The 23,769-nt window shown below is 72.1% G+C and carries 25 protein-coding genes and 1 pseudogene; 10 read left to right on the top strand and 16 right to left on the bottom strand.

The window, feature by feature from the left end; translation table 11 throughout:
* Window positions 1-168: 168 nt before the first annotated feature.
* The 3 genes from Asera_RS11680 to Asera_RS33915 form a co-directional block, all read right to left on the bottom strand.
* Window positions 169-792 carry a hypothetical protein gene (locus tag Asera_RS11680; RefSeq protein ID WP_051802908.1) on the bottom strand — a complete coding sequence of 208 codons (624 nt, stop codon included), beginning with the start codon at window positions 790-792 and terminating at the stop codon, window positions 169-171.
* A 471-nt stretch (window positions 793-1,263) separates the two neighbouring features.
* Complete coding sequence (locus Asera_RS11675; protein WP_030449132.1) at window positions 1,264-1,860, bottom strand: DNA-3-methyladenine glycosylase I; 597 nt, start codon at window positions 1,858-1,860, stop codon at window positions 1,264-1,266.
* An 81-nt stretch (window positions 1,861-1,941) separates the two neighbouring features.
* Window positions 1,942-2,781 carry a DivIVA domain-containing protein gene (locus tag Asera_RS33915; protein WP_051802907.1) on the bottom strand — a complete coding sequence of 280 codons (840 nt, stop codon included), beginning with the start codon at window positions 2,779-2,781 and terminating at the stop codon, window positions 1,942-1,944.
* A gap of 214 nt (window positions 2,782-2,995) precedes the next feature.
* Here Asera_RS33915 and folP point away from each other — a divergent pair, with 214 nt between their 5' ends.
* Window positions 2,996-3,808: a dihydropteroate synthase gene (gene folP / locus Asera_RS11665; protein WP_051802922.1), complete on the top strand. Its 813-nt coding sequence runs from the start codon at window positions 2,996-2,998 to the stop codon at window positions 3,806-3,808.
* Between the two features lie 46 nt (window positions 3,809-3,854).
* Window positions 3,855-4,460 (top strand): nucleotidyltransferase family protein, encoded by a 606-nt coding sequence (locus Asera_RS11660; protein ID WP_030449129.1) that lies wholly within the window; start codon window positions 3,855-3,857, stop codon window positions 4,458-4,460.
* A 314-nt stretch (window positions 4,461-4,774) separates the two neighbouring features.
* Here Asera_RS11660 and Asera_RS11655 read toward each other — a convergent pair whose 3' ends face one another.
* Window positions 4,775-5,221 (bottom strand): MarR family winged helix-turn-helix transcriptional regulator, encoded by a 447-nt coding sequence (locus Asera_RS11655; RefSeq protein WP_030449128.1) that lies wholly within the window; start codon window positions 5,219-5,221, stop codon window positions 4,775-4,777.
* Window positions 5,222-5,327: 106 nt separating this feature from the next.
* Here Asera_RS11655 and Asera_RS11650 point away from each other — a divergent pair, with 106 nt between their 5' ends.
* Window positions 5,328-6,176, top strand: a complete 849-nt coding sequence (locus tag Asera_RS11650) for an NAD(P)H-binding protein (protein WP_030449127.1) — start codon at window positions 5,328-5,330, stop codon at window positions 6,174-6,176.
* A 95-nt stretch (window positions 6,177-6,271) separates the two neighbouring features.
* Here the strand turns inward: Asera_RS11650 and Asera_RS11645 are convergent, their stop codons facing one another.
* The 3 genes from Asera_RS11645 to dapE all read right to left on the bottom strand — a co-directional run bounded on the left by Asera_RS11645 (window position 6,272) and on the right by dapE (window position 8,911).
* Complete coding sequence (locus tag Asera_RS11645) at window positions 6,272-6,829, bottom strand: LOG family protein (RefSeq protein WP_030449126.1); 558 nt, start codon at window positions 6,827-6,829, stop codon at window positions 6,272-6,274.
* Window position 6,830: 1 nt separating this feature from the next.
* Window positions 6,831-7,664 (bottom strand): LOG family protein, encoded by an 834-nt coding sequence (locus tag Asera_RS11640; protein ID WP_084132634.1) that lies wholly within the window; start codon window positions 7,662-7,664, stop codon window positions 6,831-6,833.
* A 176-nt stretch (window positions 7,665-7,840) separates the two neighbouring features.
* Entirely contained in the window at window positions 7,841-8,911 is a 1,071-nt protein-coding gene (dapE, locus tag Asera_RS11635; protein WP_030449124.1) for a succinyl-diaminopimelate desuccinylase, read from the bottom strand.
* Window positions 8,912-9,097: 186 nt separating this feature from the next.
* On the opposite strand from dapE, the gene Asera_RS11630 reads away from it, so the two are divergent.
* The 3 genes and pseudogenes from Asera_RS11630 to Asera_RS33040 all read left to right on the top strand — a co-directional run bounded on the left by Asera_RS11630 (window position 9,098) and on the right by Asera_RS33040 (window position 10,078).
* Window positions 9,098-9,541: a helix-turn-helix domain-containing protein gene (locus tag Asera_RS11630; protein WP_157035130.1), complete on the top strand. Its 444-nt coding sequence runs from the start codon at window positions 9,098-9,100 to the stop codon at window positions 9,539-9,541.
* Between the two features lie 139 nt (window positions 9,542-9,680).
* Window positions 9,681-9,755 (top strand): annotated as a pseudogene (locus tag Asera_RS33910) (hypothetical protein); the annotation flags it as partial.
* 104 nt (window positions 9,756-9,859) lie between these two features.
* Window positions 9,860-10,078 carry a hypothetical protein gene (locus Asera_RS33040; protein ID WP_030449122.1) on the top strand — a complete coding sequence of 73 codons (219 nt, stop codon included), beginning with the start codon at window positions 9,860-9,862 and terminating at the stop codon, window positions 10,076-10,078.
* Here Asera_RS33040 and Asera_RS11620 read toward each other — a convergent pair.
* A complete protein-coding gene (locus tag Asera_RS11620) occupies window positions 10,073-11,788 on the bottom strand; it encodes an ABC transporter substrate-binding protein (RefSeq protein WP_035298373.1) in 1,716 nt (571 codons plus the stop codon). The two genes, Asera_RS33040 and Asera_RS11620, sit on opposite strands and share 6 nt — an antisense overlap.
* A 123-nt stretch (window positions 11,789-11,911) precedes the next feature.
* Between Asera_RS11620 and Asera_RS11615 the strand changes: the two genes are divergently transcribed.
* The gene (locus Asera_RS11615) at window positions 11,912-13,870 is read left to right on the top strand and encodes a S9 family peptidase (protein WP_030449120.1); all 1,959 of its coding nucleotides are present in this window, start codon (window positions 11,912-11,914) and stop codon (window positions 13,868-13,870) included.
* Between the two features lie 90 nt (window positions 13,871-13,960).
* Window positions 13,961-14,956 carry a 2,3,4,5-tetrahydropyridine-2,6-dicarboxylate N-succinyltransferase gene (gene dapD, locus Asera_RS11610; RefSeq protein ID WP_030449119.1) on the top strand — a complete coding sequence of 332 codons (996 nt, stop codon included), beginning with the start codon at window positions 13,961-13,963 and terminating at the stop codon, window positions 14,954-14,956.
* A gap of 136 nt (window positions 14,957-15,092) precedes the next feature.
* Here dapD and dapC read toward each other — a convergent pair whose 3' ends face one another.
* Together dapC and fdxA are read right to left on the bottom strand one after the other, a co-directional pair.
* Entirely contained in the window at window positions 15,093-16,196 is a 1,104-nt protein-coding gene (gene dapC / locus Asera_RS11605) for a succinyldiaminopimelate transaminase (protein WP_030449118.1), read from the bottom strand.
* 11 nt (window positions 16,197-16,207) lie between these two features.
* A complete protein-coding gene (gene fdxA, locus Asera_RS11600) occupies window positions 16,208-16,534 on the bottom strand; it encodes a ferredoxin (RefSeq protein ID WP_030449117.1) in 327 nt (108 codons plus the stop codon).
* A 181-nt stretch (window positions 16,535-16,715) separates the two neighbouring features.
* Here fdxA and Asera_RS11595 point away from each other — a divergent pair, with 181 nt between their 5' ends.
* Window positions 16,716-17,696 carry a GNAT family N-acetyltransferase gene (locus Asera_RS11595; protein ID WP_035298371.1) on the top strand — a complete coding sequence of 327 codons (981 nt, stop codon included), beginning with the start codon at window positions 16,716-16,718 and terminating at the stop codon, window positions 17,694-17,696.
* Between the two features lie 416 nt (window positions 17,697-18,112).
* Here the strand turns inward: Asera_RS11595 and Asera_RS11590 are convergent, their stop codons facing one another.
* The 5 genes from Asera_RS11590 to Asera_RS11570 form a co-directional block, all read right to left on the bottom strand.
* The gene (locus Asera_RS11590; RefSeq protein ID WP_030449115.1) at window positions 18,113-18,580 is read right to left on the bottom strand and encodes a hypothetical protein; all 468 of its coding nucleotides are present in this window, start codon (window positions 18,578-18,580) and stop codon (window positions 18,113-18,115) included.
* A 163-nt stretch (window positions 18,581-18,743) separates the two neighbouring features.
* On the bottom strand, window positions 18,744-19,169 hold the full coding sequence (locus Asera_RS11585; RefSeq protein WP_051802904.1) for a hypothetical protein: 426 nt from the start codon (window positions 19,167-19,169) through the stop codon (window positions 18,744-18,746).
* Window positions 19,166-20,059: an N-acetyl-1-D-myo-inositol-2-amino-2-deoxy-alpha-D-glucopyranoside deacetylase gene (gene mshB / locus Asera_RS11580; protein WP_030449113.1), complete on the bottom strand. Its 894-nt coding sequence runs from the start codon at window positions 20,057-20,059 to the stop codon at window positions 19,166-19,168. The genes Asera_RS11585 and mshB overlap by 4 nt, the downstream gene beginning before the upstream one ends.
* Before the next feature lie 175 nt (window positions 20,060-20,234).
* The gene (locus Asera_RS11575) at window positions 20,235-20,444 is read right to left on the bottom strand and encodes a DUF397 domain-containing protein (RefSeq protein ID WP_244843839.1); all 210 of its coding nucleotides are present in this window, start codon (window positions 20,442-20,444) and stop codon (window positions 20,235-20,237) included.
* Between the two features lie 42 nt (window positions 20,445-20,486).
* Window positions 20,487-21,338 carry a helix-turn-helix domain-containing protein gene (locus Asera_RS11570; RefSeq protein WP_030449112.1) on the bottom strand — a complete coding sequence of 284 codons (852 nt, stop codon included), beginning with the start codon at window positions 21,336-21,338 and terminating at the stop codon, window positions 20,487-20,489.
* A 342-nt stretch (window positions 21,339-21,680) separates the two neighbouring features.
* Here Asera_RS11570 and Asera_RS11565 point away from each other — a divergent pair, with 342 nt between their 5' ends.
* On the top strand, window positions 21,681-21,902 hold the full coding sequence (locus Asera_RS11565) for a hypothetical protein (RefSeq protein ID WP_030449111.1): 222 nt from the start codon (window positions 21,681-21,683) through the stop codon (window positions 21,900-21,902).
* A 43-nt stretch (window positions 21,903-21,945) separates the two neighbouring features.
* Here Asera_RS11565 and Asera_RS11560 read toward each other — a convergent pair whose 3' ends face one another.
* On the bottom strand, window positions 21,946-23,688 hold the full coding sequence (locus tag Asera_RS11560; protein ID WP_030449110.1) for an ABC transporter substrate-binding protein: 1,743 nt from the start codon (window positions 23,686-23,688) through the stop codon (window positions 21,946-21,948).
* Window positions 23,689-23,769: the final 81 nt, after the last annotated feature.

Raw genomic sequence — 23,769 nt, 5'->3', positions numbered from 1 at the left:
TGCCCTCCCGGTGAAGCCGCCCTCCCGGTGAAGTTGCCCTCCCGGTGAAGTTGCCCTCCCGGTGAAGTTGATCAAGGGATCGGGTCACGTCGTGCCAGCAATGCGTGTCGCGATCCCTTGATCAACGGTGCGGGTCGCGGGTGCGGGCCGGCGGCCGGTGGCCGACGGTTACTCGTCCTCCTCGGGGTCCATCTCGTGTTCGACGCCGAGCACGTACGGGCGCATCGCGGTCTCGTCGCCGCGCGGCGAGACAAACGCCGGCAGCTCCGCCGGGCCGAGCTGCCGGACGTAGGTCCAGAAGATCCGGACCGCCTCGGCCGGCGAGTCGGCCTCGATCGGCAGGTCGAGGCTGACCAGCCACTCCCGCTTCGGCGTGACCGGACTGCGCGGCGCCCCCAACGCCGCGACGATCCGCCCGTACCCGGGCTCGCCCAGTACGGCCGGATCGCCCGGCTCGAACTCCATCGCCTCCGGGAGCGCCAGGTCGGCCAGCGGCACCGGCCGGTCGACCGCGCGCACCAGGTACTCGACCACCATCGCCGCCGGCAGGCCGGCCACGTCGGCGTCGTCCGGGTCGTCCGGCACCCGGTCCACCGGGTACGGCGGGGTCACGATGCGGGCCAGGCCGAACACGACCGGTTCGTCAACGGTGCCCCCGGTGGCGACCAGCGCGACCGGGTCACCGACCGCCATCGGCAGCATCGCCGGCAGCGGTACCTCCAGCTGATCGTGCTGGTAGAGCCGCTCCGCCTGGAACTGCTCCGGGCCGACCGCGACCATCCACTGCGTCATGACACCTCCGCCTGCCGTCACGATCACCCGCAGCTCGCGGTGCTGCTGAGGCAACCCTTATCTTTCCGCATGCCGGGAACTCCGCGGCGCACCGGGGCAGCACCCATGCCCGGTCCGCGGACCGGCAGGCAACGGCGTCCCGCCGGACCGCGGACAACCAGTGGTGGTCGGGCCCGACGGCGCCGGCGCGCCGGACACCCGGGCGGCGTCCCAGCGGACGCAGGAAACCAGCGGTCGCCCGGTCAGCGCGCCGAACAGGCGGGCGGCGTCCCCCACCAGCGGCAGTAGCGCGCCGCACGGGCGGGCGGCGTCCCCCACCAGCGGCAGCCCGGTAGCGCGCCGCACGGGCGGGCGGCGCCCCCCACCAGCGGCAGCCCGGTAGCGCGCCGCGCAGGCGGGCGGCGCCCCCCACCAGCGGCAGGCCGACAGCGCGCCGCACAGGCGGGCGGCGGCGCACCGGCCCGCGGCAGGTCAGGCGGCGGTGTTGCCGGGGGCGATACAGCCGGCCAGGTGGTCGTCGACCAACCCGGCGGCCTGCATCAACGCGTACGCGGTGGTCGGGCCGACGAACCGGAAACCGCGCCGCTTCAGCTCCTTCGCCAGCGCCACCGACTCGGGGCTGGTGGCCGGCACGTCGGCGAGCCGCTTCGGGCGCGGCCGCTGCTTCGGCGCGTACGACCAGATCAGCGCGGCGAGGCCGCCCGGCAGCTCGGCCGCCACCCGGGCGTTGCCCAGCGCGGCGTCGATCTTCGCGCGGTTGCGCACGATGCCGGCATCGGCGAGCAGCCGCTCCCGGTCCGCCTCGCCGAACGCGGCGACCTTGCCGATCCGGAAGCCGGCGAACGCCTGCCGGAACGCTGGCCGCTTGCGCAGGATGGTGATCCATGCCAGCCCGGACTGGAACGCCTCCAGGGTGAGCCGCTCGAACAGCCCGTCGTCGGTGCGCACCGGCCGACCCCACTCGTCGTCGTGGTACTCGACGTACTCCGGCGCGCTGCCGGCCCACGGGCAACGCCCCCGGCCGTCCGCACCGATCAACAGATCCGGTGACCTCCGCGCATCACTCATGCCCGCTCCCCGCTCTGCCTCGCTCGGGCCGGAGGCACCCACGCACGATGCCCGTGCTTCGCTCCCGCTCGCTCATGGGCGTCAGCTCACCGCCGGCTGGCCGGCGACCCGGCGCGCCGCACCATCCGCCCGCCCGTTCGAGCCGTCGGTGTCCGGCCTTCCCGCCGCCGGATCGTCCGCCGCGTCCTCAGCCCGTTCGCCCTCGTCGGCCGGGACCGTGTCCGCGGACTCGGCGCCGTCGGCAGCCGTCGCGAGGTCGTCAGGCTCGGCGCGGTCGGCAGGCTGCAGGGCCTGGGCACCGCCGTCGGTCTCGGCACCGGTGACCGGCGCGGGATCCCCGGCGGGCGCCGGGTCGTCGACCGGCACGGTGTCTGCTGCCGCTTCGTCGATCGGCGCTGCGTCCGCTGCCCCCTCGTCGGCCGGCACTGCGCCCGCAGCCGCCTCGTCGATCGGCGCTGCGTCCGCTACCGCCTCGCCGGCCGGCACTGCGCCCGCAGCCGCGGCGCCGGCCGGGTCGGTCGGGGTCGGGGTCGCCGGGCGCTGGGCCACCCGGCGGACGGGCGCGGCGGCGGCAAGGCGGCGGTCGCGCAGCAGGTCGGCATCGGCGGTGCGGCCGTCCCGCAGCGCCGCGACCTCGGCCTCCAGCGCCGCGATCAGCTCCTGCTTGTAGCCCAGGTCGTACGACACGCGGCGCAGCGCGGCGTCCACCTGCGCCATCCGGTACCCGCGAAGGACCGCGTCGAACCGGACCGTACCCAGGTCGCGCTCCGCGAGCGGCCGGTCGCCGGGCAGTCGGCGGGCCCGTTCGTCCGGCTCGGCCGGCTGCAGGCCACGCGCCGCACCGGTGATCGCGACGATCACACCGAACACGATGGCCGCGGCCACCAGAGCCACCACGAGCAGCAGGAGAATCTCGCGCATACCGGCAATCGTGACACGACGAACAGACCGACAGGACCCCGGTACGGTGTAGTGCCGGTCCGGGCCTCACCCGTCGCGCCGGCCGCCACCGGGCCGACCAGGCGTTTGCCCTGGGTTGATGGACGATGGTGCCGACACCGTCAGGAGGTAGCGCGTGGACAGCGGTCCGGTGCGGCTGGGTCGCCGCACGTTCGAGCCGACCGAGCTGGCCGTGATGGCCATCATCAACCGGACCCCGGACTCGTTCTTCGACCAGGGCGCCACGTTCGGGACCGAGGCGGCGCTCGCGGCCGTCGACCGGGCGGTTCAGGAAGGAGCCGACATCGTCGACATCGGCGGCGTCAAGGCGGGCCCGGGTCAGGTGGTCGACGCGGAGGAGGAGATCCGGCGGATCGTCCCGTTCGTGGCGACCATCCGGGCGCGGCATCCCGACCTGGTGATCTCGGTGGACACCTGGCGGGCGGAAGTGGCCCGGCAGGCCGTCGAGGCGGGTGCCGACCTGCTCAACGACGCCTGGGCGGGCGCCGACCCGCGGCTGGCCGAGGTCGCCGCGGAGACCGGTGTCGGCCTGGTCTGCTCGCACACCGGTGGGCTGCCGCCGCGTACCCGGCCACACCGGCCGGCGTACGACGACGTGGTGGCCGACGTGCTCGACACGGTGACGCGGCTGGCCGACCGCGCGGTCGCGCTGGGGGTACGGCGGGACGGGATCCTGATCGACCCGGCGCACGATTTCGGCAAGAACACCCGGCACTCGCTGGAGCTCACCCGCCGGCTGGACGAACTCGCCGGCACCGGATGGCCGGTACTCGTCGCCCTGTCCAACAAGGACTTCGTCGGCGAGTCGCTGGACGTACCGGTGGCCGGCCGACTGTCCGGCACACTCGCCGCCAGCGTGGTCAGCGCCTGGCTCGGGGCCCGGTTCTTCCGCGCCCACCAGGTCCGCGCCACCCGGCAGGCGCTGGACATGGTCGCCACCATCCGCGGCGACCGGCAGCCCGCCGCCGCCCGCCGCGGCCTCGCCTGACCCGGGAGCGGGCGGTTCTGTCACAGCCGGCTGGTAGTCAGGCGGCATGATCGGTCTCCTGCCGCTGGACGAACAGCTGCCCGCGTTGCGGACCACGTTGCAGCGCAACGAGCTGCTCACCGAGGTGCTGGCCCGCACCGCAACCCTCGACCTGCCCGGGTGGTACCTGACGGCCGGGTGCGTGTTCCAGACGGTGTGGAACGTGGTGACGCACCGGGCGCCGAGCGGCGGCATCAGGGACTACGACGTGTTCTACTTCGACGACGCCGACCTGTCCTGGGCGGCGGAGGACGAGGTGATCGCGGCCGGCCGCGCGGTGTTCGCGGGCCTGCCGGTCGAGATCGAGATCCGCAACGAGGCCCGGGTGCACCTCTGGTACGAGGCGAAGTTCGGGGTGCCCTGCCCGGCCTACACCTCCAGCGAGGCGGCGATCGACAGCTTCGCCGCCACCACCTGCTGCGTCGGCGTGCGCACCGAGCCGGGCGACCGGTGGCGCGTCTACGCGCCGCACGGGCTGTCCGACGTGTTCAACCTGGTGCTGCGGCCGAATCCGGTGCAGGCGCCGCGTTCGGTCTACGAGGCGAAGGCGGCCCGCTGGCGGCGGCGCTGGCCGGAGCTGACCGTCCTGCCCTGGCCGCCCCCGGCCCATTGACCGCACGCCTGGCGTCCGGCTCCGGGGTGACCGACGCCCGGCCGTCCTGGTCGGACGACCGACGCCCGGCTCTCGGGGTCGGATGAACCGACGCCTGGCGTCTTGGGTCGGATGAACCGACATCCGGCGTCTTGGGTCGGATGAACCGACATCCGGCGTCTTGGGTCGGATGAACCGATATCCGGCGTCTTGGGTCGGATGAACCGACGCCCGGCGTCTTGGGTCGGGTGAACCAGCGCGCGGCTGTCTTGGGGCCGGGTGAACGACGCGCGGCCGTCTTGGGACGGCTGGCTCGGTGCCGGGCTCCGGCGCGGTCAGCCGGTGGTGTGATCGGGTGGATCGGCCAGCAGCGCGACGGCTGTGTCGTGCACCTTGGTCAGGGCGGACAGCAGTGCCGTCCGCTCGTCGTCGGTGAGGCCGGCGGTGACCTGGTCCTCGAGGCGGCGCCGGGCGGCCTCGACGGGTTCCTGCAGGGCGCGGCCGGCGTCGGTGAGCCAGAGCCGCACGAGGCGGTTGTCCCGATCGTCGGGGCGCCGGGTGATCCAGCCGGCGGTGATCATCCGGCCGGCCATCTTCACCACCGCCGGGGTGGTGACGCGGACCGCGGCGGCGATCTCGCCCGGGGTGCGACCGTCCCGTTCCCACAGCGCCGCGAGCAGGTGGTCCTGCCCCAGGTGCAGGCCGTGTCGCTGCACCGCCGCCTCGGCCAGTGCCCGCAGCGCCTTCGAGGTGCGGCCGTGCAGGTCCAACAGTCCGGGCATCGGTACCTCCACTGCAGCGCAGGTCGGCGTTGACGGCATGTCGTTAACCGGTTATCGTTCCATTCCGAGGCACATCATTAACCCGTAAACGACCCTGGGACTGCTCATGCTACTGGTCACCGGTGCAACCGGAAACATCGGCCGCGAACTGGTCCGTACGCTCGTCGACCGCGGCGCGGAGGTCCGCGCGCTGGTGCGCGATCCGGCCCGCGCCGCCACGCTGCCGGAGCGCGCCGAGCGCGCGTTCGCCGACCTCGACGACCCCGAGTCGCTCGCGCGCGCACTCGACGGCGTCGACGGAATGTTCCTGCTCACCCCCGGCATCGGGCTGACCCACACCGAGCACGCCGTGGCCGCCGCCCGCGCCGCCGGCGTGGCCAACGTCGTGCAGCTCTCCTCGTACAACGTGCTCGGCGACCCGATGCCGGCGATGGGTCGGTGGCACCACGAGCGGGAGGTGCTGCTGCGCGAGTCCGGGATCCCGACGACCGTGCTGCGGCCCGGCGGGTACATGACGAACGCGTTCGACTGGCTGCCCACGATCCGGTCCGGCGGCTACGTGCTCGACCCGGTCGGACCGGGGCGGTTCGCCCCGATCGATCCCGCCGACATCGCCGCTGTCGCCGCGCTGGCGCTCACCGAGGACGGCCACGCCGGCACCGCGTACACGCTGACCGGCGAGCAGACGTTCACCGTGACCGAGCAGGTCCAGGTACTGGCCGCGGCGGTCGGCCGGGACATCGAGGTCCGGCCGATCCGTACGGCCGCCGAGGCGGTCGCCGCACGCTTCCCCCACGGCGCCCCACCCGCGCTCGCCGAGGCGATCGTCGAGGGGTTCGAGCAGATGCGCGCCGACACGGTCGGCTTCCGCACCAGCACGGTGCGCGAGCTGCTCGGCCGCGAGCCCGCCACCTTCGCCGACTGGTGCGACCGCAACGCTCACCGGTTCCGCTGACCCGCGAGTGCCGGCCCGCACCCCTCCCGGGCCGGCACTCGCGACCGCGATCGGCGCGAGGCGGCGACGCCCGGCCGCACCGGCGCGACCGCGCCTCAGTGCGAGCCGGCGGCGAGGGCCGCCTCCAGCACGTCGGCGGCGGCCGGGACGTCGTGCACCACCCGCAGCAGGTCGCGGGCGTCGGCGGACAGGAACCGGTCCCGTACCAGAGTGTCCACATAGGACATCAGGCCATCGTAGAAGCCGTCGGTCGACAGCAAGGCGATCGGCTTGTGGTGCAGCCCGAGGTGACCGGTGGTCCACACCTCGAACAGCTCGTCCATGGTGCCGACCCCGCCCGGCAGGGTGAGGAACGCGTCCGCGGTGGCGATCATCCGGTTCTTGCGCTCCGCCATGTCGGCGGTGACGACCAGCTCGTCCGAACCGACGTCGGCGATCTCCCGGCCGTACAGCACTTCGGGGATCACCCCGTAGGTCCGGCCGCCGGCGGCGCGGCAGCCGGCGACCAGCGCCCCCATCATGCCGACGCTGCCGCCGCCCGACACCACCAGATGGCCGCGCCGGGCCAGCTCCGCGCCGGCATCGGCCGCCAGGTCGAGATAGGTCTTGCTCACCTGCGTGGACGAACCGCAGAACACCCCGATCGCGGCCATCTCAGCCCTCCACCGGCGGCTCGGTGGTGTGCGGGTCGGGCTTCCGGGCATCACGCGCCTGGTCGCTCTCCAGCACCCACGCCACCGCCTCGTCGACGTCATCGGTGACCCGGATCAGATCCAGGTCGGACGGGTTGATCGTGCCGGCCGGCACCATCGTGTCGCGCAGCCAGTCGAGCAGCCCCTGCCAGTACGAGCGGCCGAGCAGGATCACCGGGAACCAGGTGACGCGCTTGGTCTGCACCAGCGTCAGCGCCTCGAACAGCTCGTCCATGGTGCCGAACCCGCCGGGCAGCACGCAGAACGCGCTCGCGTACTTGACGAACATCGTCTTGCGCACGAAGAAGTACCGGAAGTTGATGCCCAGGTCGACCCAGTCGTTGAGACCGTGCTCGAACGGCAGCTCGATGCCGAGGCCGACCGCCGTGCCGCCGGCCAGGCTGGCACCCTTGTTCGCCGCCTCCATGGTGCCGGGGCCGCCGCCGGTGATCACCGCGTACCCGGCGCGGGCGAGCGCGGCGGACAGCTGCTCGGCCAGCCGGTACTCCTCGGAGCCGGGCTTGGTACGGGCCGAGCCGAACACGCTGACCGCCGGGCCGAGCTCGGCCAGCGCGCCGAACCCCTCGACGAACTCGGACTGGATGCGCAGCACCCGCCACGGGTCGGTGTGCACCCAGTCGACCGGCTCCCGGGAGTCCAGCAGCCGCTGGTCGACCATGCTTCGCGGCAGCGACGCGCGACGCAGCACCACCGGGCCGCGCTGCCAGCTCGGCCCCTTCACCGACCGGTCCCGATCGGTCGACCGGCCCTCGTCCACCCCGGATCCGTCACTCATGGCCCCCACGTTAGCCAGCACCCCACCCCGCCAGCGGTACCACCCGCCCACCGTCCCACCGGTCCGCCCCACACCGGTTGATCGTGGTGCGGAGCGTTGCGTTCGACAGTGGCTCAGGCGAGCCGGCGGCGGAGCACTGTTGATCGTGGTGCGGCGCCGTTCCGGTCGGCAGTGGCTCAGGCGAGCCAGCGGCGGAGCGCTTCGGCGCCGGACCGGATGCGCGGGATCTCGACGCGCTCGTCGCGGGCGTGCGCGACGTTCGGGTCGCCGGGGCCGTAGTTGAGCGCCGGGATGCCGAGGGCGGCGAAGCGGGCCACGTCGGTCCAGCCGAACTTGCCGCGCGGCTTCGTACCGATTGCGGCCAGGAACTCCGCCGCGGCCGGTTCGGACAGCCCGGGCGGCGCGCCCGGCGCCGAATCGGTGATCTCGATCCCCACCGGCAGTCCGGCGAACACCTCGCGAACGTGCGCGTGCGCCTGCGCCTCGGTACGGTCCGGGGCGAACCGGAAGTTCACGTCGATGGTGCACTCGTCCGGGACGATGTTGCCGGCCACCCCGCCGGCGATGCGCACCGCGTTCAGCCCCTCCCGGAACTCGCACCCGTCGATCATCACGGTGCGCGGCTGGTACGCCCGGAGCCGGTCGAGCGCCTCGCCTGCGGCGTGGATCGCGTTGCTGCCGAGCCAGCTGCGGGCCGAGTGCGCGCGCACCCCGGTGGTGGTCAGCCGGGCCCGCATGGTCCCCTGGCAGCCGGCCTCGATCTCGCCGTACGTACCCTCCAGCAGGATGGCGAAGTCGGCGGCAAGCCAGTCCGGCCGGGTGCGGGCGATCCGGTTGAGGCCGTTGCGCTCGGCCTCGACCTCCTCGCAGTCGTAGAACAGGTACGTCACGTCGTGCCGCGGCGCCGCCAGCGTCACCGCGAGGTGCAGCGCCAGCGCGTCGCCGGACTTCATGTCGCTGGTGCCGCAGCCGTACATCACCTCGCCGTCCACCCGGGCCGGCACGTTGTCCGCGATGGGCACCGTGTCCAGGTGACCGGCGAGCACGACCCGCCGCTCCCGCCCCAGCTCGGTACGGGCACAGAGCACGTTGCCGTCGCGCTGCACGGCCAGGTGCGGCGCCGAGCGCAGCGCCCGTTCGACGAGGTCGGTGATGCGCTGCTCGTCGCCGGACACCGACTCGATGTCCACCAGCGCCCGGGTCAGCGCCACCGGATCGGCCAGCGTCTCGCTACTCAAACTGTCCACCGCCGCACCCTACGACGCGCACAAAGCCTCGCTCGTGGCGCCGCTGCCCCGCGCGGGATGTAAGGGATAGCAGCCATCCGGCTATGTCAGCTATCGCTGACATTTTGAAAAGTAAGTTATCGGAGACATTACGAAATGTAAGCGATCCCATACAGTTGGCATTCGCGAGAATGAAGAGGGGCCGCCTTGCGAGTCAAGACCGTCCAGGACGTCGGCAACCTGGTCCATGACCAACCCAAGGCACTGGGCATGACCCAGGCGCAGTTGGCGGCACGGGTCGGCACGAGCCGACTGTGGATCAACCAGGTCGAGTCCGGCCACGGCGGTGCGGCACTGGCGAGAGTGCTCGCACTCCTGTCCGCGCTCGGCCTGAGCATGAACGTCGACGTCCCGGAACATCCTGTCGCACCCGCGCCCGACCCGACCGACGTCCCGGCACGTGCCGCCGGAGCCGTCGCGACCGACTCGGACACCGGACGAAAGATGCCCATGCCCAAGGCCAGGCCGGTGCCCGGAAAGGCCGCTGACATGCCGCCCACGGCGCGACCCGAGCGGCTGGAAGTGATCCTGGAGGGACGGATCGCCGGCCACGTCGCGCAGGACCGGCACGGCCGTCTGTCCTTCACCTAAGACGACGACTACCGTGCCGATCCGAACGCCACGCCCCTGTCGCTGTCGATGGCGCTGACTCGCCACGAGCACCCGCACCGAGTCGTCGACCCTTCCTTCGTGGCTTACTGCCGGAAAACCCGTACGTGCTCGATCGTGGGCGGCGCAGTTCCGTGTCTCGGCGCAGAGCCCTTTCGCACTGCTCACCCACGTGGGCGAGGACGTCGCGGGCGCTGTCCAGTTCGTACTCCCCGAGCGGGTCGAGGAAGCCACCACCGATGGTGAGCTCATCCCGGTCGACGAGCGGTACATCGCTGCTCGGCTTCACGGGCTGAGGCTGTGCGGCTCGACGCCGACGAGGTACTCGGCCGGGTCACCGATCTGGTCGATCGGACACCGGCCGCGCTCGCCGACGCTGCAGCCGAGGCAAGGGAACTCGTGGGAGCCTTTCCCGTGATCGACACACTGGTCGACTCGGTCCCCACCTACACCCGCAAGCTCGGGCGCAACCTCGGCGCGAGTCCGCGAGTGATCGACAACCCGCCGGGCGCGTCATGACCCCTTGACGTAGACGTCGGTGAAGACGGGGGTGGCGAGCACCTTGGAGAGGACCACGCCGCCGACCCGGGATCCGTTGACACCGACGAAGTTCGAGTCGTACGCCGGAACCGCCGCGGCGGTGTCGGTCACGATCTGCTGGTCGAGCTTGCCCCACTCCGGCGCGGCCTGCGCGAACGGCAGCGCGCCGATCCGGTCGATCTGCTTGTTCACCGCCGGATCGTTGAGATAGGAGGTGTCGGAGTTGCCCTGCGGCTGCAACCCGCGGCCGTCGAACAGCGGCGGCAGCACCGTCGAACCGCTCGGCCAGTCCGCCGCCCAGTTCGCCAGGTAGAAGTCCCACGGGTTGTCCCGGCGCTGCTGGCTGGAGTAGAAAGTCGCCGCGTCGATCGGCGACAGCGAGATGCGGAACCCCGCCTTCTCGAACGCCGCCTTCACCACCGTCGCCTGCTTCTGCCCCTCGGCGTTGTTCTCGTACCCGTACACGAGCTTGGGATGCTTGCCGTGCAACAGTTTCCGCGCCTTCGCCGGGTCACCGTTCGGCCCGGCCGGGTACGCATCGTACTGGTGGTAGCCGATCGTGGCGGGTGACAGCATCGTCGTGGTGGGCGTGCCGCGCAGCGGACCGCCGACCACCTGCACCAGCCCGGCCCGGTTGATCGCGTACTCCATCGCCTTGCGCACCTGCAGATCCCTGACCCGCTGGGTGTTGATCGCGAGGTACTGCACGAACGAGGTGAGGCCCTTGGTACTGCGCGCCGCCACGTCGCCGGTGACCTTCGACAGCAGCTGCTGCGGCACGCTGTTCTGCGAGATCGAGTACTGCGCGTCGCCGGAGTCGGCGATCTCCTGGTTGGCCTGCAACTCGTCGGTCAGGCCCATCTTGACCACGAGCCGGTCCGGGTAGGCATGCCGGATCGGGTCGGTGGCCGGATCCCAGTACCTGTTGCGCACCAGCGTGAGCTTGCTGCCCTTGGCGTAGCCGGCGATCCGGTACGGCCCGGACGAGAACGGCGCCAGGTCGTACTTCTGCTTGGTGTCCTTGGCCTTCGGCACCGGCACCGTGGTACCCATCGACGCCGCGAACGGCAGGTCGCAGTGCGGCTTGGCGAACGTGAACGTCAGCGTCTGCCCGGAGACGGTGACACCGGGCGGCACGGGCGCTCCCCCGTCGTACGGCCCGTGGTACTTCGCGTTGTAGTCCGGCGAGTTGGCCAGCCACTGCTGGATGTAGTGCGGGCCGTCGGCCTCGAACGAGGCGAACGACCGCGCCACCCCGTACGCCACGTCGGCGGCGGTGATGGTGCTGCCGTCGGCGTACTTCAGGCCGTTCTTGAGGGTGAACCGCCACGTCGTGCAGTCGTGATGCACGTCGGTACCGGGTGTGGTCGCGAGATCACCGACCAGCGTGATCTTGCCGGCCGGGCCCTGCCGGAACGAGGTGAGCGGCCGGGCGAACTCCTGCTCGATCGCGAACTCCCGGATCGAGTACGTGCGTTGCGGGTCCAGGTGGCCGTAGTCGCTGGCCTGCAGCAGGTCGATGGTGCCGCCCTTGCGCGCACCCGCCACCGCCGGCGCCGGACCGCGCGAGTCGGCCGGATCGGTCGCGATCCCACCGGAGATCTTCGGCCGTGGTGTCGTACCGCCGTGCTCGCCGGTGTTCTTCGAACACCCCGCGAGCGCCGTCACCGTCACACCGAGTGCCAGCACCGCGACACCCCACCGGGCAGGTCGTCCCATCACACACCGCCTCACACCGCCGAACCTCGGCGCTGGAACTTGTCTAGCATTGTCCGACAGGTCGTGAAAAGCGGGCGTGGACAGGAGCACACAGTGGGAACCGACAGCACCTCACGACGCACCGTCGAGGAGCACTTCACCGCGCTGTACGGCTCGTCGTTCGGCCGGCTGGGGCAGGTGCTCGCGGTGGACGCCGCACCGGACGGCCGGCGGGCCGCCGTCATCGGCGAGGTCCGGTCCGCCTGGCGAGACCGGCCCGACGCCGTGCTGCACCTGGTCGACCTCGACACCGGCGCGACGACCCGGCTCGGCAGCGGCGGCGACGCCTGTCCACAGTGGTCACCCGATGGTGCCCGCCTCGCGGTGGCCACCGCCGGCGCCGCCCGGCTGGTCGACCCGGACACCGGCGCCGACACCCCGGCACCGTCGGTGCCCGGCACGGTCGAGTACCTGCGCTGGGCGCCGGACGCGCGCCGGCTGCTGCTCGGCGTCCAGCGCCCGGCCCCCGGTACCGGCAGCGGCGACGAGCCCGCGGTCACCGGTACCGGCGCCGACGAGGGCGAGCGCGGGCTGTGGATCTGGGACACCGCAACCGGTTCCGTCCAGCGACTGACCGTCACCGGCGCGGTCTGGGAGGCCGACTGGTGCGGGACCGACCGGATCGCCGCGGTCGTCTCCGACCGTCCCACCGAGAACTCCTGGTACACCGCGACGCTCACGCTGATCGAGGTGGCCGGCGGGCAGCAGGTCGGGTACCGGTCGGACCGGCAGGTCGCACTGCCCGCCGGCGCACCGGACGGTTCCGCGGTCGCGTTCGTCGAGTCCTGGTGCTCCGACCGCGGCGTGGTCGCCGGCCAACCCAAGCTGCTCGACCCGACCACCGGCCAGGTGTCCGACGTGGACACCCACGGCGTCGACGTCACCGACCTGTGCTGGCGCGATGCGTTGTGGTACACCGGGATCCGCGAGCCCGAGACGGTTGTCGGCGTGGTGTCCGGAACCGGTGTCGAGCACGTCCCGGCACGGCCGGCGGCGCCGACCGTCGCCGCCACCGCCCCGTTCGTCGGGCGGCGGTCGAGCGACGAGATCTGGTCCGGCACCGACACGATCGGCCAGTTCCTGCCGGCGCTGGCGCCGCTACCGGGGCGGCGGTTCGTCGCCGTGCAGTCCAGCTACGCGCAGCCGCCCGAGCTGGTCGTCTTCGGCGAGGACGGTGGCCCGCGCACCGTGCTGGCCGCCGGGCACGACGGCGGCCACCGGGTCCGGGACGGCGCCGGCACACTGTCCTATGTGGACTGGATCGCCCCCGACGGGCTGCGGATCGGCGGCTTCCTCGCCCGACCCGACGAGTCCGGCCCGCATCCGCTGATCCTGCACGTGCACGGCGGTCCGGTGCTCGCGTTCCGGAACCGCTGGCAGCTCGGCTACCCGCTGATCCCGCTGCTCGTCGCGCACGGCTACGCGGTGCTGTCGGTCAACCCGCGCGGCTCCACCGGACGGGGCCGGACGTACGTCGACCGGGTCGTCGGCGACATGGGCGGAGCGGATGCCGGCGACCTGCTCGCCGGCATCGACGCGATGATCGACCGCGGGGTCACCGAGCCGGGCCGGATCGGTGTCACCGGGCACAGCTACGGCGGGTTCATGTCCTGCTGGCTGGTCGGTGCGCACCCGGACCGGTTCGCCGCCGCGGTCGCCGCGTCCTCGGTCACCGACTGGTACGTGCAGCACTTCGCCTCGGAGATCGGCTGGTTCGACGTGGCGTTCCTCGGTGCCACCCCGGACATGCCGGGCGGCCCGCACTTCACCCGCAGCCCGCTGTCGCTCGCCCACCGGGTACGCACCCCGACGCTGCTGTTCGCCGGCGCCGACGACACCGGCGTACCGCCGGTGCAGTCGACCGAGTTCGCCACCGCGCTGACCGAGTCGGGCACCCCGGTCGAACACGTGCGCTACCCGAACGAAGGGCACGTGACGCGCGGACAGCGGGCCATTCTGGACCAGCACACCCGGCTGCTGGACTGGTTCACCCGCTACCTGCCGACCGGCTGACGCGGCGCATCCGCCAGCCGGTGTGCCAGCGGTGGACCGGCTGGCGGGACGCGTCGGCGCGGCCCAGGGCCCACCGGTACGGTGGTGCGGGTGACGACGAAGCCTACTTCCGCCTGGGGTGTCGGGATCGCCACCGTCGAGGCCGACGGCGCCATCCTGGACACCTGGTTCCCCGCCGCCAAGCTCGGGCTCGGCGCCCCTCCGTTCGGGGTCGAGCGTGCCGGTACCGCACAGCTGGACGCCACCGAGGCGGTCGAGGTGCTCGGCGACCAGCTCGCCGCGACGCTGGGCCGCGACGAGGTCCGCGACGTGCGTACGGTCGCGGTCGCCACGGTGATCGGCTCGCTCGGCGAGCCGCCGGCCGACGCCGTCGACGGGTACCTGCGGCTGCACCTGCTGTCGCACCGGCACATCCGGCCGCACGAGGCGAACCTGACCGGCATCTTCGGTGTGCTGGCCAACGTGGCCTGGACCGACCTCGGCCCGGTTGCCGCCGATCGGGTCGACGCGGTGCGGCTCGCCGCCCGCAGCGCCGGCCACCGGTTGACGGTGTCCAGTGTGGACAAGTTCCCCCGGATGACCGACTACGTGGTCCCGACCGGGGTGCGCATCGGCGACGCCGACCGGGTCCGGCTCGGCGCCCACCTCGCCGCCGGCACCACCGTCATGCACGAGGGTTTCGTCAACTACAACGCCGGCACGCTCGGCGCCTCGATGGTGGAGGGGCGCATCTCGCAGGGCGTGGTGGTCGGCGACGGCTCGGACGTCGGCGGCGGCTCCTCGATCATGGGCACCCTGTCCGGCGGCGGTACCGAGGTGGTCCGCATCGGCGAGCGCTGCCTGCTCGGCGCCAACGCCGGCATCGGCATCTCACTCGGCGACGACTGCGTGGTCGAGGCCGGCTGCTACGTCACCGCCGGGGCGAAGCTGACCCTGCCGGACGGCAGTACGGTCAAGGCCCGCGAGCTGTCCGGCCAGCCGAACCTGCTGCTGCGCCGCAACTCGCTCACCGGCGCGCTGGAGGCGGTACCGCGCGCCGGCCGTACCGGCATCGCCCTCAACACCGAGCTGCACGCGCACAACTGACCGGGGAGCGCCGTCCGACTCGCCCCGACGGGTGCCGCGCCGGTCTGCGCCACGAGTTCGCCGGCGAGCGGCTGGTCCTGCTCCGCAGAGGCTGGCGGGGTGGTGCGCGACCGTCGGCCGCACCAACCCGCTACCGTCAGCCGGCCAGCCGGTCGGCGGCGTCGGCGACCTGCGCGTCGGTGGCGGTCAGCGCCACCCGCACGTGCCGGCCGCCGGCCGGGCCGTAGAACGTGCCGGGCGACACGAGGATGCCGCGCTCGGCGAAGAACTCGACGGTCTGCCAGCAGTCCTCGTCCCGGGTGGCCCACAGGTAGAGCCCGGCCTGCGAGTGCTCGATCGTGAACCCGGCGGAGCCCAGCGCGACACGCAGCAGCTCCCGCCGCCGGTCGTACCGCTGTCGCTGCGCGTCGACGTGCGCCGGGTCGCGCAGCGCGGCGGTCATCGCCGCCTGCACCGGCGTCGGCACGATCAGCCCGGCGTGCTTGCGCACCGCCAGCAGCTCGGCCACCAGCGCCGGATCACCGGCGACGAACCCGGCCCGGTACCCGGCGAGGTTGGATCGCTTGGACAGCGAGTGCACCGCGAGCAGCCCGGTGAGGTCGCCGTCCGACACGTCCGGGTGCAGGATCGACACCGGCTGCTCGGTGCCGCCGAGCTCCAGGTAGCACTCGTCGCTGGCGACGATCACGCCGCGTTCCCGCGCCCAGGCGACCACCTTGCGCAGGTGGGTGACCGGCAAGATCTTGCCGGTCGGGTTCGCCGGCGAGTTGAGCCACAGCAGCGCGACCCGCCGCGGGCCGATCGCGGTGAGCGAGTCGGCGGCGAGGCACTGCGCGCCCGCCAGCCTGGCCCCGACCGCGTACGTCGGATAGGCCAGCTGCGGGATCACGACCAGGTCGGCGGGGCCCAGACCGAGCTGCGCCGGCAGCCCGGCGACCAGCTCCTTCGAGCCGATCGTCGGCAACACCCCGGCGGTGCCGGGCACCCCGAACCGGTCGCTCAGGTACGTCGAGATCGCGCTTCGCAGCTCCGGCGTACCGGCGGTGGTCGGGTAGCCCGGCGCGTCGCCCGCGGCGGCGAGCGCCGCCTGCACCGGCTCCGGCACCGGGTCGACCGGGGTACCCATGGACAGGTTGATCAGGCCGCCGGGATGCGCCGCGGCCCGCGCCTTGTACGGGCCGAGCTGGTCCCACGGAAAATCGGGCAGCCGCGCCGAGACGCGACCGCCCGAATGCGGCACCGGTGTCGCGCTCAGTGCGCGTTCTCCCGCGGCGGCAGCCCCACCACGACGCCGGCGTCCTTCTCGATCTTGCCGACCTTCGACGCGCCACCGGGCGAGCCCAGGTCGTCGAAGAAGTCGTAGTTGGCCGAGATGTAGTCGCGCCACTGCTCCGGGACGTCGTCCTCGTAGAAGATGGCTTCGACCGGACAGACCGGCTCACATGCCCCGCAGTCGACACACTCGTCCGGATGGATGTAGAGCATCCGGTTGCCCTCGTAGATGCAGTCGACCGGGCACTCTTCGATGCAGGCCTTGTCGATGACGTCGACGCAGGGTTCGGCGATGATGTATGTCACGGGTCGTCGTCCTCTCCGTTCCCGGCAGCCCGCGGTCCGCATCGGCGCCGGCCGCGAGTCTCCGCCGCACAGCCTAACTGCCGACCGGCCCGTCGTACCGCCGCGGGGGTGTGCTGTCCCGATCTGGGCGCCCCGCACCCCCGATCTGCCGCGGCCATCGATACTGCCGGATAGTAGTGCCATGCTGAGCAGCGCAGACGTGGGCAGGCGCGTGGTCGTTCGCCGCCGGGTGCGAGATGCGGCCGGCGCCGGCAAGTTCCTCGACGTACTGGGTGAGCTCGTCGCCGCCGACGACACCGCGGTGTCGGTCCGGCCGGACCGCGGCGGCCCGGTCGTCACCGTGCCGCGAGACGAGGTCGAGGCGGCGAAGCCGGTACCGCCACGCCGCCGCCGGGTGTCGGCCGGGCAACTGCAGCACATCGCCGCGGCCACCTGGCAGCCGCGGCACCGCGACCAGCTCGGCGACTGGCTGCTGGGCAGCTCCGACGGCTGGACCCGGCGGGCCAACTCGGTCATCGCCGCCGGCGACCCGGGCCTGCCGCTCGCCGAGGCGATCGACGCCGTCGTCGCCTGGTACCGCCGGCACGACCAGCCGGCGCGCGCCCAGATCATCGCCGCCGACCCGGACGCACCGACCGCCGGCGACGACCCCGACCTGCGCCGCGCCGCCGAACTCGACGCCGCACTCGCCGCCCGCGGCTGGCCGGCCGAGGCGCCGACGATGCTGCTCACCGCGCCGATCGACCGGCTGCGTACCGCGCAGCGGCCGGCCGGGCTGCCGCCGGTCGAGCTGTTCGGTGCGCCCTCCGCCGACTGGCTCGCGATGTTCGGCGCGCGCAAGGGCGTCACCCCCGCGGCGTCCGCCGTGCTCACCGCCGGCGACACCCACTTCGCCGAGGTACGCATCGACGGCACGCTGGCCGCCATCGGCCGCGGCGCGGTCGCCGAGGGGCACCTGGGCCTCAGCGCGATCGAGGTGGCACCGCAGTTTCGCCGCCGTGGTCTGGCCCGGCACGTGATGGCCGCCCTGGCCGACGCCACCTTCGACCACGCCCACACCGCGTTCCTCCAGGTGGAGGAGGACAACGCGGCAGCCCGCGCCCTCTACGCCCGCCTCACCTTCCACCCCCACCACCACTACCACTACCGCACCGCCCCGTAACCCCCGAAGCGCCACCCCAGCGGTCGACACCCCCGAAGCGGCCAGGCACCGTCCGGCCACATGACCGAACCCTGTCGTTCCGGTGCGGCCAGGCGGCGTCAGGCCCGCTCACCGGTCCCCGACGTTCCGAAGCGAGCCAGGCGGCGTCCACACCTCGTCCCCGCGTCCCCGGCGGGGGATGGTCAAGGGGGCGAAGGCACCCTTGACGGAGAAGGAGCGCGAGGAGGGGGCGAAGCCCTCTCCTCGCATCCCCCCACGCGGGGTCAAAGCGGCGAACAGAGGTGGCCTTTACACCGCCAGCCCCCCGCGGCGCCGGGTAGAGGGAGCTTTACACCGCTGGCCACGAGCGGCGCCGGGCAGAAGTGGCCTTACGGCAGCGCCGCGGGCGCACCTCGGCGCACAGAGGTGCCCCCGGTTCAGCGCTTGGCGGTACGGCGCGGCTTCGCGCGCAACCGCTGCTCCTGGTACTTCCACGCCCGGCCGGTCCGATCCTGCCCGACCGCCAGCACGATCAGCGACCCGACCAACGCCCCGATCGCGCAGAGCACGAAGCAGACGCCGAGCATCCGCAGGTAGATGGAGGCGCCGCCGGAGAACGGGTTGAGCCCGACGAACAGCGGGCTGACCATCGTGGTCAGCAGGCTGCCCAGGATGATGGCGAGCCCGACCTCGCCGACGACCCGAACCATCTCGTACCGCCGGGTCCACCGGAAGCCCGCGTACCCGGCGACGAGCACCATCGCGATCATCGAGTACAGGCTGGCCATGAACATCTGCTGGTCGCCGTCGATGCCGGCCACGTAGACCACCACCCGGCCGATCACGTTGATCACGAACAGGGCAAGGGCGACCAGCACGACCGGCGTCCAGCGGTGACGCAACACGAGAATTACCCCTCAGTCCTCGGCGAGGCGCGCCGGTCGACGCCGGCACCGGTACGGTCGGCATCGAGGTCCAGATCTCCTGGCGCGAATCCGGCCACAGAATGCCCAACCAACCTGTGTGCCGGCAAGGCCGGCACCGCAAGCCGGCGCAAAACGGCGGGCGTCATCGGCGGCGGGGCACGACGACCAGGTAGGCGCCGATCGCGACCGACGCGGCGCCGAGCAGCAGCAGCGCGAGCGGCACCCAGTCGCCGCCGACCAGTACGGTGTCGCCGGCCGCCGTCTGGTTGCTCAGCGCGATCGTGATCGCGAACCAGACCAGCCCGGGCAGCAGCGCGACGAACCGGTTGCCGGTCACCGCGTGCGCGAACCGCATCAGGGCGATGTTGCCGACGACCGCGAGCAGCAGGCAGACCGGCACCCGGACGCCGTCGAGCCGCAGCGGCACGAGGAACGCCTCGAGCAGCGTCGCGACGACCGCACCCCACACCGCGACGATCCCGCCGGCGATCCGCAGCACCAGATCGAGCGGGCCGCCCGGCCGGGTCGGCGAGCGACCCGCGTCCTGCGGATCGCGGCGGCTGGTCATGCGCGCAGCGTAGTCGTCCCCGCCTCGGCCTCGGCCTGCGGGCCGTCTTCGGCGATTCCGGCGAACAGGTCGTCCTCCCAGCCGTCCGGCACGCCGCGGGTACCGGCCGCGAGCTGGAAGTACTCGACACCGAGCGCGCCACCGTCCGTGTCGGCCAGCGTGTTGAGCCAGTTGTCCGGCGGGATCTGGGTCGGGTACGCGCGGATCGCGGCCGCCTTGGCCGCAGCGAACGCGGAGCCGTCCACCCGGGCCGCGATCTCCTCGTCGGCGCACCCGAACGGCAGGTCCTCGACCGTACGGGCATCCCCGAACGGGTTGTCCGCCCGCTCGGCGAACTCGGCCAGCCGCTCGGCGAAGATGCTGCGCGGCACCGCGGTCCAGTAGATCTTCTGCACCTGCCAGTCGGGCGCGGCGAGCTCGGCGCCGCGCATCGCCACCCGGTGTGCCTGGATGTGGTCCGGGTGCCCGTAGAACCCGTTCGGGTCGTACGTGACGAGCACCTGCGGCCGGGTCTCGCGGATGATGTCGGCGACGAGGGCGGCACCGGTGTCGACCTCGGCCCGCCAGAAGGCGCGCGGGTGGTCGTTCGCCGGGGTGCCCATCATGCCGGAGTCGCGGAAGTGGCCGGCGCCGCCGAGGAACCGCGCGTCGGTCAGTCCGAGCGCCGCGGTGGCCGCCCGCCATTCGGCGATCCGGTACCCGCCGAGCTGGTCGGCCTGGTCGGCGGCGAGCTGGGCGAGCTCCGGTACGTGGATCTCGCCTTCCTCGCCGAGGGTGCAGGTGACGAGGGTGACCTGGGCACCCTCCGAAACGTACCGGGCGATCGTGGCGCCGGTGCCGATCACCTCGTCGTCCGGATGGGCGTGCACCAGCAGCAGCCGACGGCTCATCGATGTTCCTCCCCGGTACCAGCGTGTGCGCCCAACATATCCCGGCCGCCGCCGCGGGCCGCCGGGCCCGGCGGCGGGTGCCCCGGCGCACCGCGGACCGGGTGGGCACGGCAACGGTCGGCCGCTGCACCAACGAGTGGTGTCGCGGCCGACCGTCGTCAACCTGTCTCGGTGCTCAGCCGTCCAGCCGGCCGCCCTTGACCAGTGCGGTGAAGGACGCCCAATCGGTCGGCGCCACCGTCAAGGCAGGACCCTGCGGATCCTTGCTGTCTCGGATGGCGACAATTCCGGGCAGGTTCCGTGCCACCTCTACGCATGCACCCGAGCCGTTGCTGCGGGTACTCTTGCGCCAGAGGGCGCGGGTCAGGTCTGGCGAGGACATCATCCCGCGCTCCTTTCTTCTCAGTAGGGCAGGCCCCAGGTAGGTCTAGAGCCTGTTTATTGCCTCGGAGATCATCTCCTCGGATCGACGCACACCGACCGCTGTCGCACGCAAATGGTCGAACAGGGTCGTGTATTGCTCGACCTCGTCGATTTCCTCCAAGTAGAGGCTACCTGCTCTGGTCTCCAGATACACGCACGGAGTGTCACCAGCCTCCGGAAACCGGAGGATAAAGAATGCGGATCCCATGGAGCCGTGCTCGCCCGCCTCGAACGAAAGCACCTGAATGTCATTGCCCGGTTGCACCGCGACGTCGGCCAGCCGCTTGAGCTGGTTGCGCATCACGTCGCGGCTGCCGACGATGCGGTGCAGCACCGCCTCGTCCAGCACCACCCACAGCTTCGGCGGGTGCTCCAACCGCTGCTCCTGCCGCTGAAGTCGCAGCTCAACGCGGCGTTCGATGGCTTCCGGGGTCTCGTCCGGGTGCTCCGCACGGATCACCGCGCGGGCATAGTCGGCGGTCTGCAGCAGGCCCGGTACGAGCTGCGGCTCGTACTCGCTGATGTGGCTGGCCTCCGATTCCAGCCCGACATACGTGTCGAACCACCCGGGCAGCACATCGTTCCACCGTTGCCACCAGCCCCGGGTACGGGCCTGCCGGGCGACGTCGGAGATCTGCTCGATGTCACTCTCCGCAACACCGTAGAGCCGCATCAGTGCGGCAACCGTGGCGACCTGCGGCGTCGACTCGGCGTTCTCGATCCGGCTGATGGCCGACTTGCTCAGGCCGACCTGGCGGCCGGCCTCCTCGGCCGACATTCCGGTACGAGCTCGCAGTCGACGCAGCTCGGCAGCGATGCGGCGACGCTTGACGGTGGGGCTGGTCCTGGTCGACATGTGCACATGGTGCAACAAGAGCGGTATCCGACGCCATGGCCTGGCCCCCCGATCGGACAACTGATCCCGACCGCGACGCACAGCCAGTGCGACGAAACGCTCCGGGTCGAACTTCGGGAGTTGCGTATTGGGTTGTTAACGCGCACACTGTCCAGGACCGGCATCGCCATCTGAAACGTCCGGCTCGCCGGTCCGTCCAAGCCACGGACGTCGTCGCCTCGCCAGACCGGGCGGCGGCGTCCGTGATCGGCCGGCCGGGCTCGTCCGTACCGCGAGCCCGGCCCTGGCGGAGAAGGGGGCCGTCGTGGCCGCCAGTCGTCAGCAGCATCGGGGTGACCGATCATGAGCGCCGTGTGCGGCGTGCTGCCACGTGCCGGCGAGACGGTCCTGATCGGCCCGTCCGCCGGTCCGCACTTCAGCACCAACTACTGGTTCCGGGTCACCGGGGTGCGCTCGTCGTCCGAGAACGGCTGGGTCTACCTGGACGGCTTCGATCCGCTCACCGGCGACGACACCGAACGCAGCCTCTTCGTGCGCATCGAGGGCCTGGTCATCCGCCGCTAGGCGGTGTCGTCAGCGCCGCCACCCGGCTCGGCCGGGCGGACTCCTAGGCCTTCACGTAGGCGTCGTAGTAGACGGGGGCGCCGACGAAACCGCTCAGGAACACGCCGCCGACCTTGTCACCGACCAGGGTCAGGCTCTTCTTGTAGTCGATCGGCACGACCGGCGCGTAGGCCCGCATGATGTGCTCGTCCAGCTTGGCCCAGCCGGCCGCCGCGGCGTTGGCGTCCTCGTTGGACAGCTTCGCGATCTGGTCGTTGACATCCTTCTCGTTCAGCCAGGTCCAGCTGCCGTTGACGTCCATCGCGCGCCCGTCGAACAGCTGCGGGATGATCGTGTACCCGCTGGGCCAGTCCGAGCCCCAGGCGGTGACGAAGATGTCGAAGCCGGCGTCCCGCTTCGCCACCGTGGCGTAGTACGAGGACTTGTCGACCGGCCGCAGCACCACCCGGAAACCCGCCTTCTGCAACGCATCCTGCACCACGGTGGCCTTCTTCTGGCCCTCCTCGGTGTTGGTGAACGCGTACACCAGCTTCGGGTGCTTGCCGCCGAGCAGCTTCTTCGCCTTCTCCACGTTGCCCGACGGGCCCGCCGGGTAGGCGTCGTACCGGTGGTAGCCGGCGGTCAGCGGCGACTCGATCGTGGTGGCCGGCTCGCCCGCCGCGGACCCGCCGGCGACCTGGAGGTAGCCGCGCCGGTTGAAGGCGTACTCGATGGCCTGCCGTTCGGCCAGGCTGGTGACCCGCTCGGTGTTGATGTTCAGGTACTCGACGTACGGGGTGAAGCCGGCCAGGGTGCGGTCGCGCGCGGTGCCGTCCCGCTGCACCACCGGGACCAGCTCGGCCGGCACCGCCGACCGGCTCACCGTGGCGGCGTCGTCCCCGTGCGAGGTGAGCACCCGGTGCGTCTGCTGGTCGGCGGTGGCGCCGATGCGGGTGACGATCTTGTCCGGGTAGTCGTGCCGGAGCGGATCGGTCCGCGGGTCCCAGTACTTGTTGCGCACCAGGTCGAGCTCGGTGCCCCGGGTGTACTTGGCGATCTTGTACGGCCCGGACGAGAACGGGTGGGTGTCCAGCGCGAGCGGCTTGTGGTCCCGCGCCGCCGGCACCGGTGCGGTGGTGCCCCAGGCGGCCGCGAACGGCAGGTCGCAGGCCGGCTTCGGGAACTGGAACGTGAGCTGCCGGTCGCCCTGGACGGTCACCCCCGGCGGCAGCTTCGCGCCACCGTTGTAGGGGCCCTTGTACTTGGCGTTGTAGTTGACGGAGCCGGCCAGCCACTGCTGGATGTAGTGCGGGCCGTGGTTGATGTCCGGCGCGAACGACCGCGCCACCCCGTACGCCACGTCGGCGGCGGTGATGGTCGACCCGTCCTCGTACTTCAGGCCGGACTTGAGGGTGAACCGCCAGGTGCGGCAGTCGTGGTGCACGTCGACGCCGGGGTTGGTGGCGAGGTCGCCGATCAGCGTCAGCTTGCCGGACGAGCCCTCCCGGAACGTGGTCAGCGACCGGGACATCAACTCCGACACCGACTCCGCGTCGGAGATGTAGACGTTCTGCGGGTCGAGGTGCTCGAAGTCCTGCTCCTGCAACGCGTAGAGGGTGCCGCCGCGCACCGCGCCCGGTACCGGCTTGGCCGGGCCGGCGGAGTGCGCCGGGTTCGTGTCGACCGCGCTGGTCTGCACCGTGTGCTTGGTCTTGTCGATCGGCTTGTCGCCGGTGTTCTTGCTGCAGCCCGCGGCCGCGCCGACACACAGCAATGCGGCTGCCGACGCAATGACGACCCGACGCACCTGGTCAACCCCCTCGAAAGCGCTTTCCTGGGGAAACGTATCGAGAGATGGTCACAAATCAGCATCAACGGGTTGTGATGT

The sequence above is a fragment of the Actinocatenispora sera genome (assembly GCF_018324685.1).
In the GTDB taxonomy this organism is placed as follows: Bacteria; Actinomycetota; Actinomycetes; order Mycobacteriales; family Micromonosporaceae; genus Actinocatenispora; species Actinocatenispora sera.
The sequence above is the reverse complement of the archived record's forward strand: the minus strand, read 5'-3'. Positions and strand labels throughout refer to the sequence as shown.

Bases quoted from the DNA above. Each gene is read 5' to 3' on its own strand.
- Asera_RS11680 (WP_051802908.1), bottom strand. From the start codon at position 792: ATGACGCAGTGGATGGTCGCGGTCGGCCCGGAGCAGTTCCAGGCGGAG.
- Asera_RS11675 (WP_030449132.1), bottom strand. From the start codon at position 1,860: ATGAGTGATGCGCGGAGGTCACCGGATCTGTTGATCGGTGCGGACGGC.
- Asera_RS33915 (WP_051802907.1), bottom strand. From the start codon at position 2,781: ATGCGCGAGATTCTCCTGCTGCTCGTGGTGGCTCTGGTGGCCGCGGCC.
- folP (WP_051802922.1), top strand. From the start codon at position 2,996: ATGGCCATCATCAACCGGACCCCGGACTCGTTCTTCGACCAGGGCGCC.
- Asera_RS11660 (WP_030449129.1), top strand. From the start codon at position 3,855: ATGATCGGTCTCCTGCCGCTGGACGAACAGCTGCCCGCGTTGCGGACC.
- Asera_RS11655 (WP_030449128.1), bottom strand. From the start codon at position 5,221: ATGCCCGGACTGTTGGACCTGCACGGCCGCACCTCGAAGGCGCTGCGG.
- Asera_RS11650 (WP_030449127.1), top strand. From the start codon at position 5,328: ATGCTACTGGTCACCGGTGCAACCGGAAACATCGGCCGCGAACTGGTC.
- Asera_RS11645 (WP_030449126.1), bottom strand. From the start codon at position 6,829: ATGGCCGCGATCGGGGTGTTCTGCGGTTCGTCCACGCAGGTGAGCAAG.
- Asera_RS11640 (WP_084132634.1), bottom strand. From the start codon at position 7,664: ATGAGTGACGGATCCGGGGTGGACGAGGGCCGGTCGACCGATCGGGAC.
- Asera_RS11595 (WP_035298371.1), top strand. From the start codon at position 16,716: ATGCTGAGCAGCGCAGACGTGGGCAGGCGCGTGGTCGTTCGCCGCCGG.
- Asera_RS11585 (WP_051802904.1), bottom strand. From the start codon at position 19,169: ATGACCAGCCGCCGCGATCCGCAGGACGCGGGTCGCTCGCCGACCCGG.
- mshB (WP_030449113.1), bottom strand. From the start codon at position 20,059: ATGAGCCGTCGGCTGCTGCTGGTGCACGCCCATCCGGACGACGAGGTG.
- Asera_RS11575 (WP_244843839.1), bottom strand. From the start codon at position 20,444: ATGATGTCCTCGCCAGACCTGACCCGCGCCCTCTGGCGCAAGAGTACC.
- Asera_RS11570 (WP_030449112.1), bottom strand. From the start codon at position 21,338: ATGTCGACCAGGACCAGCCCCACCGTCAAGCGTCGCCGCATCGCTGCC.
- Asera_RS11565 (WP_030449111.1), top strand. From the start codon at position 21,681: ATGAGCGCCGTGTGCGGCGTGCTGCCACGTGCCGGCGAGACGGTCCTG.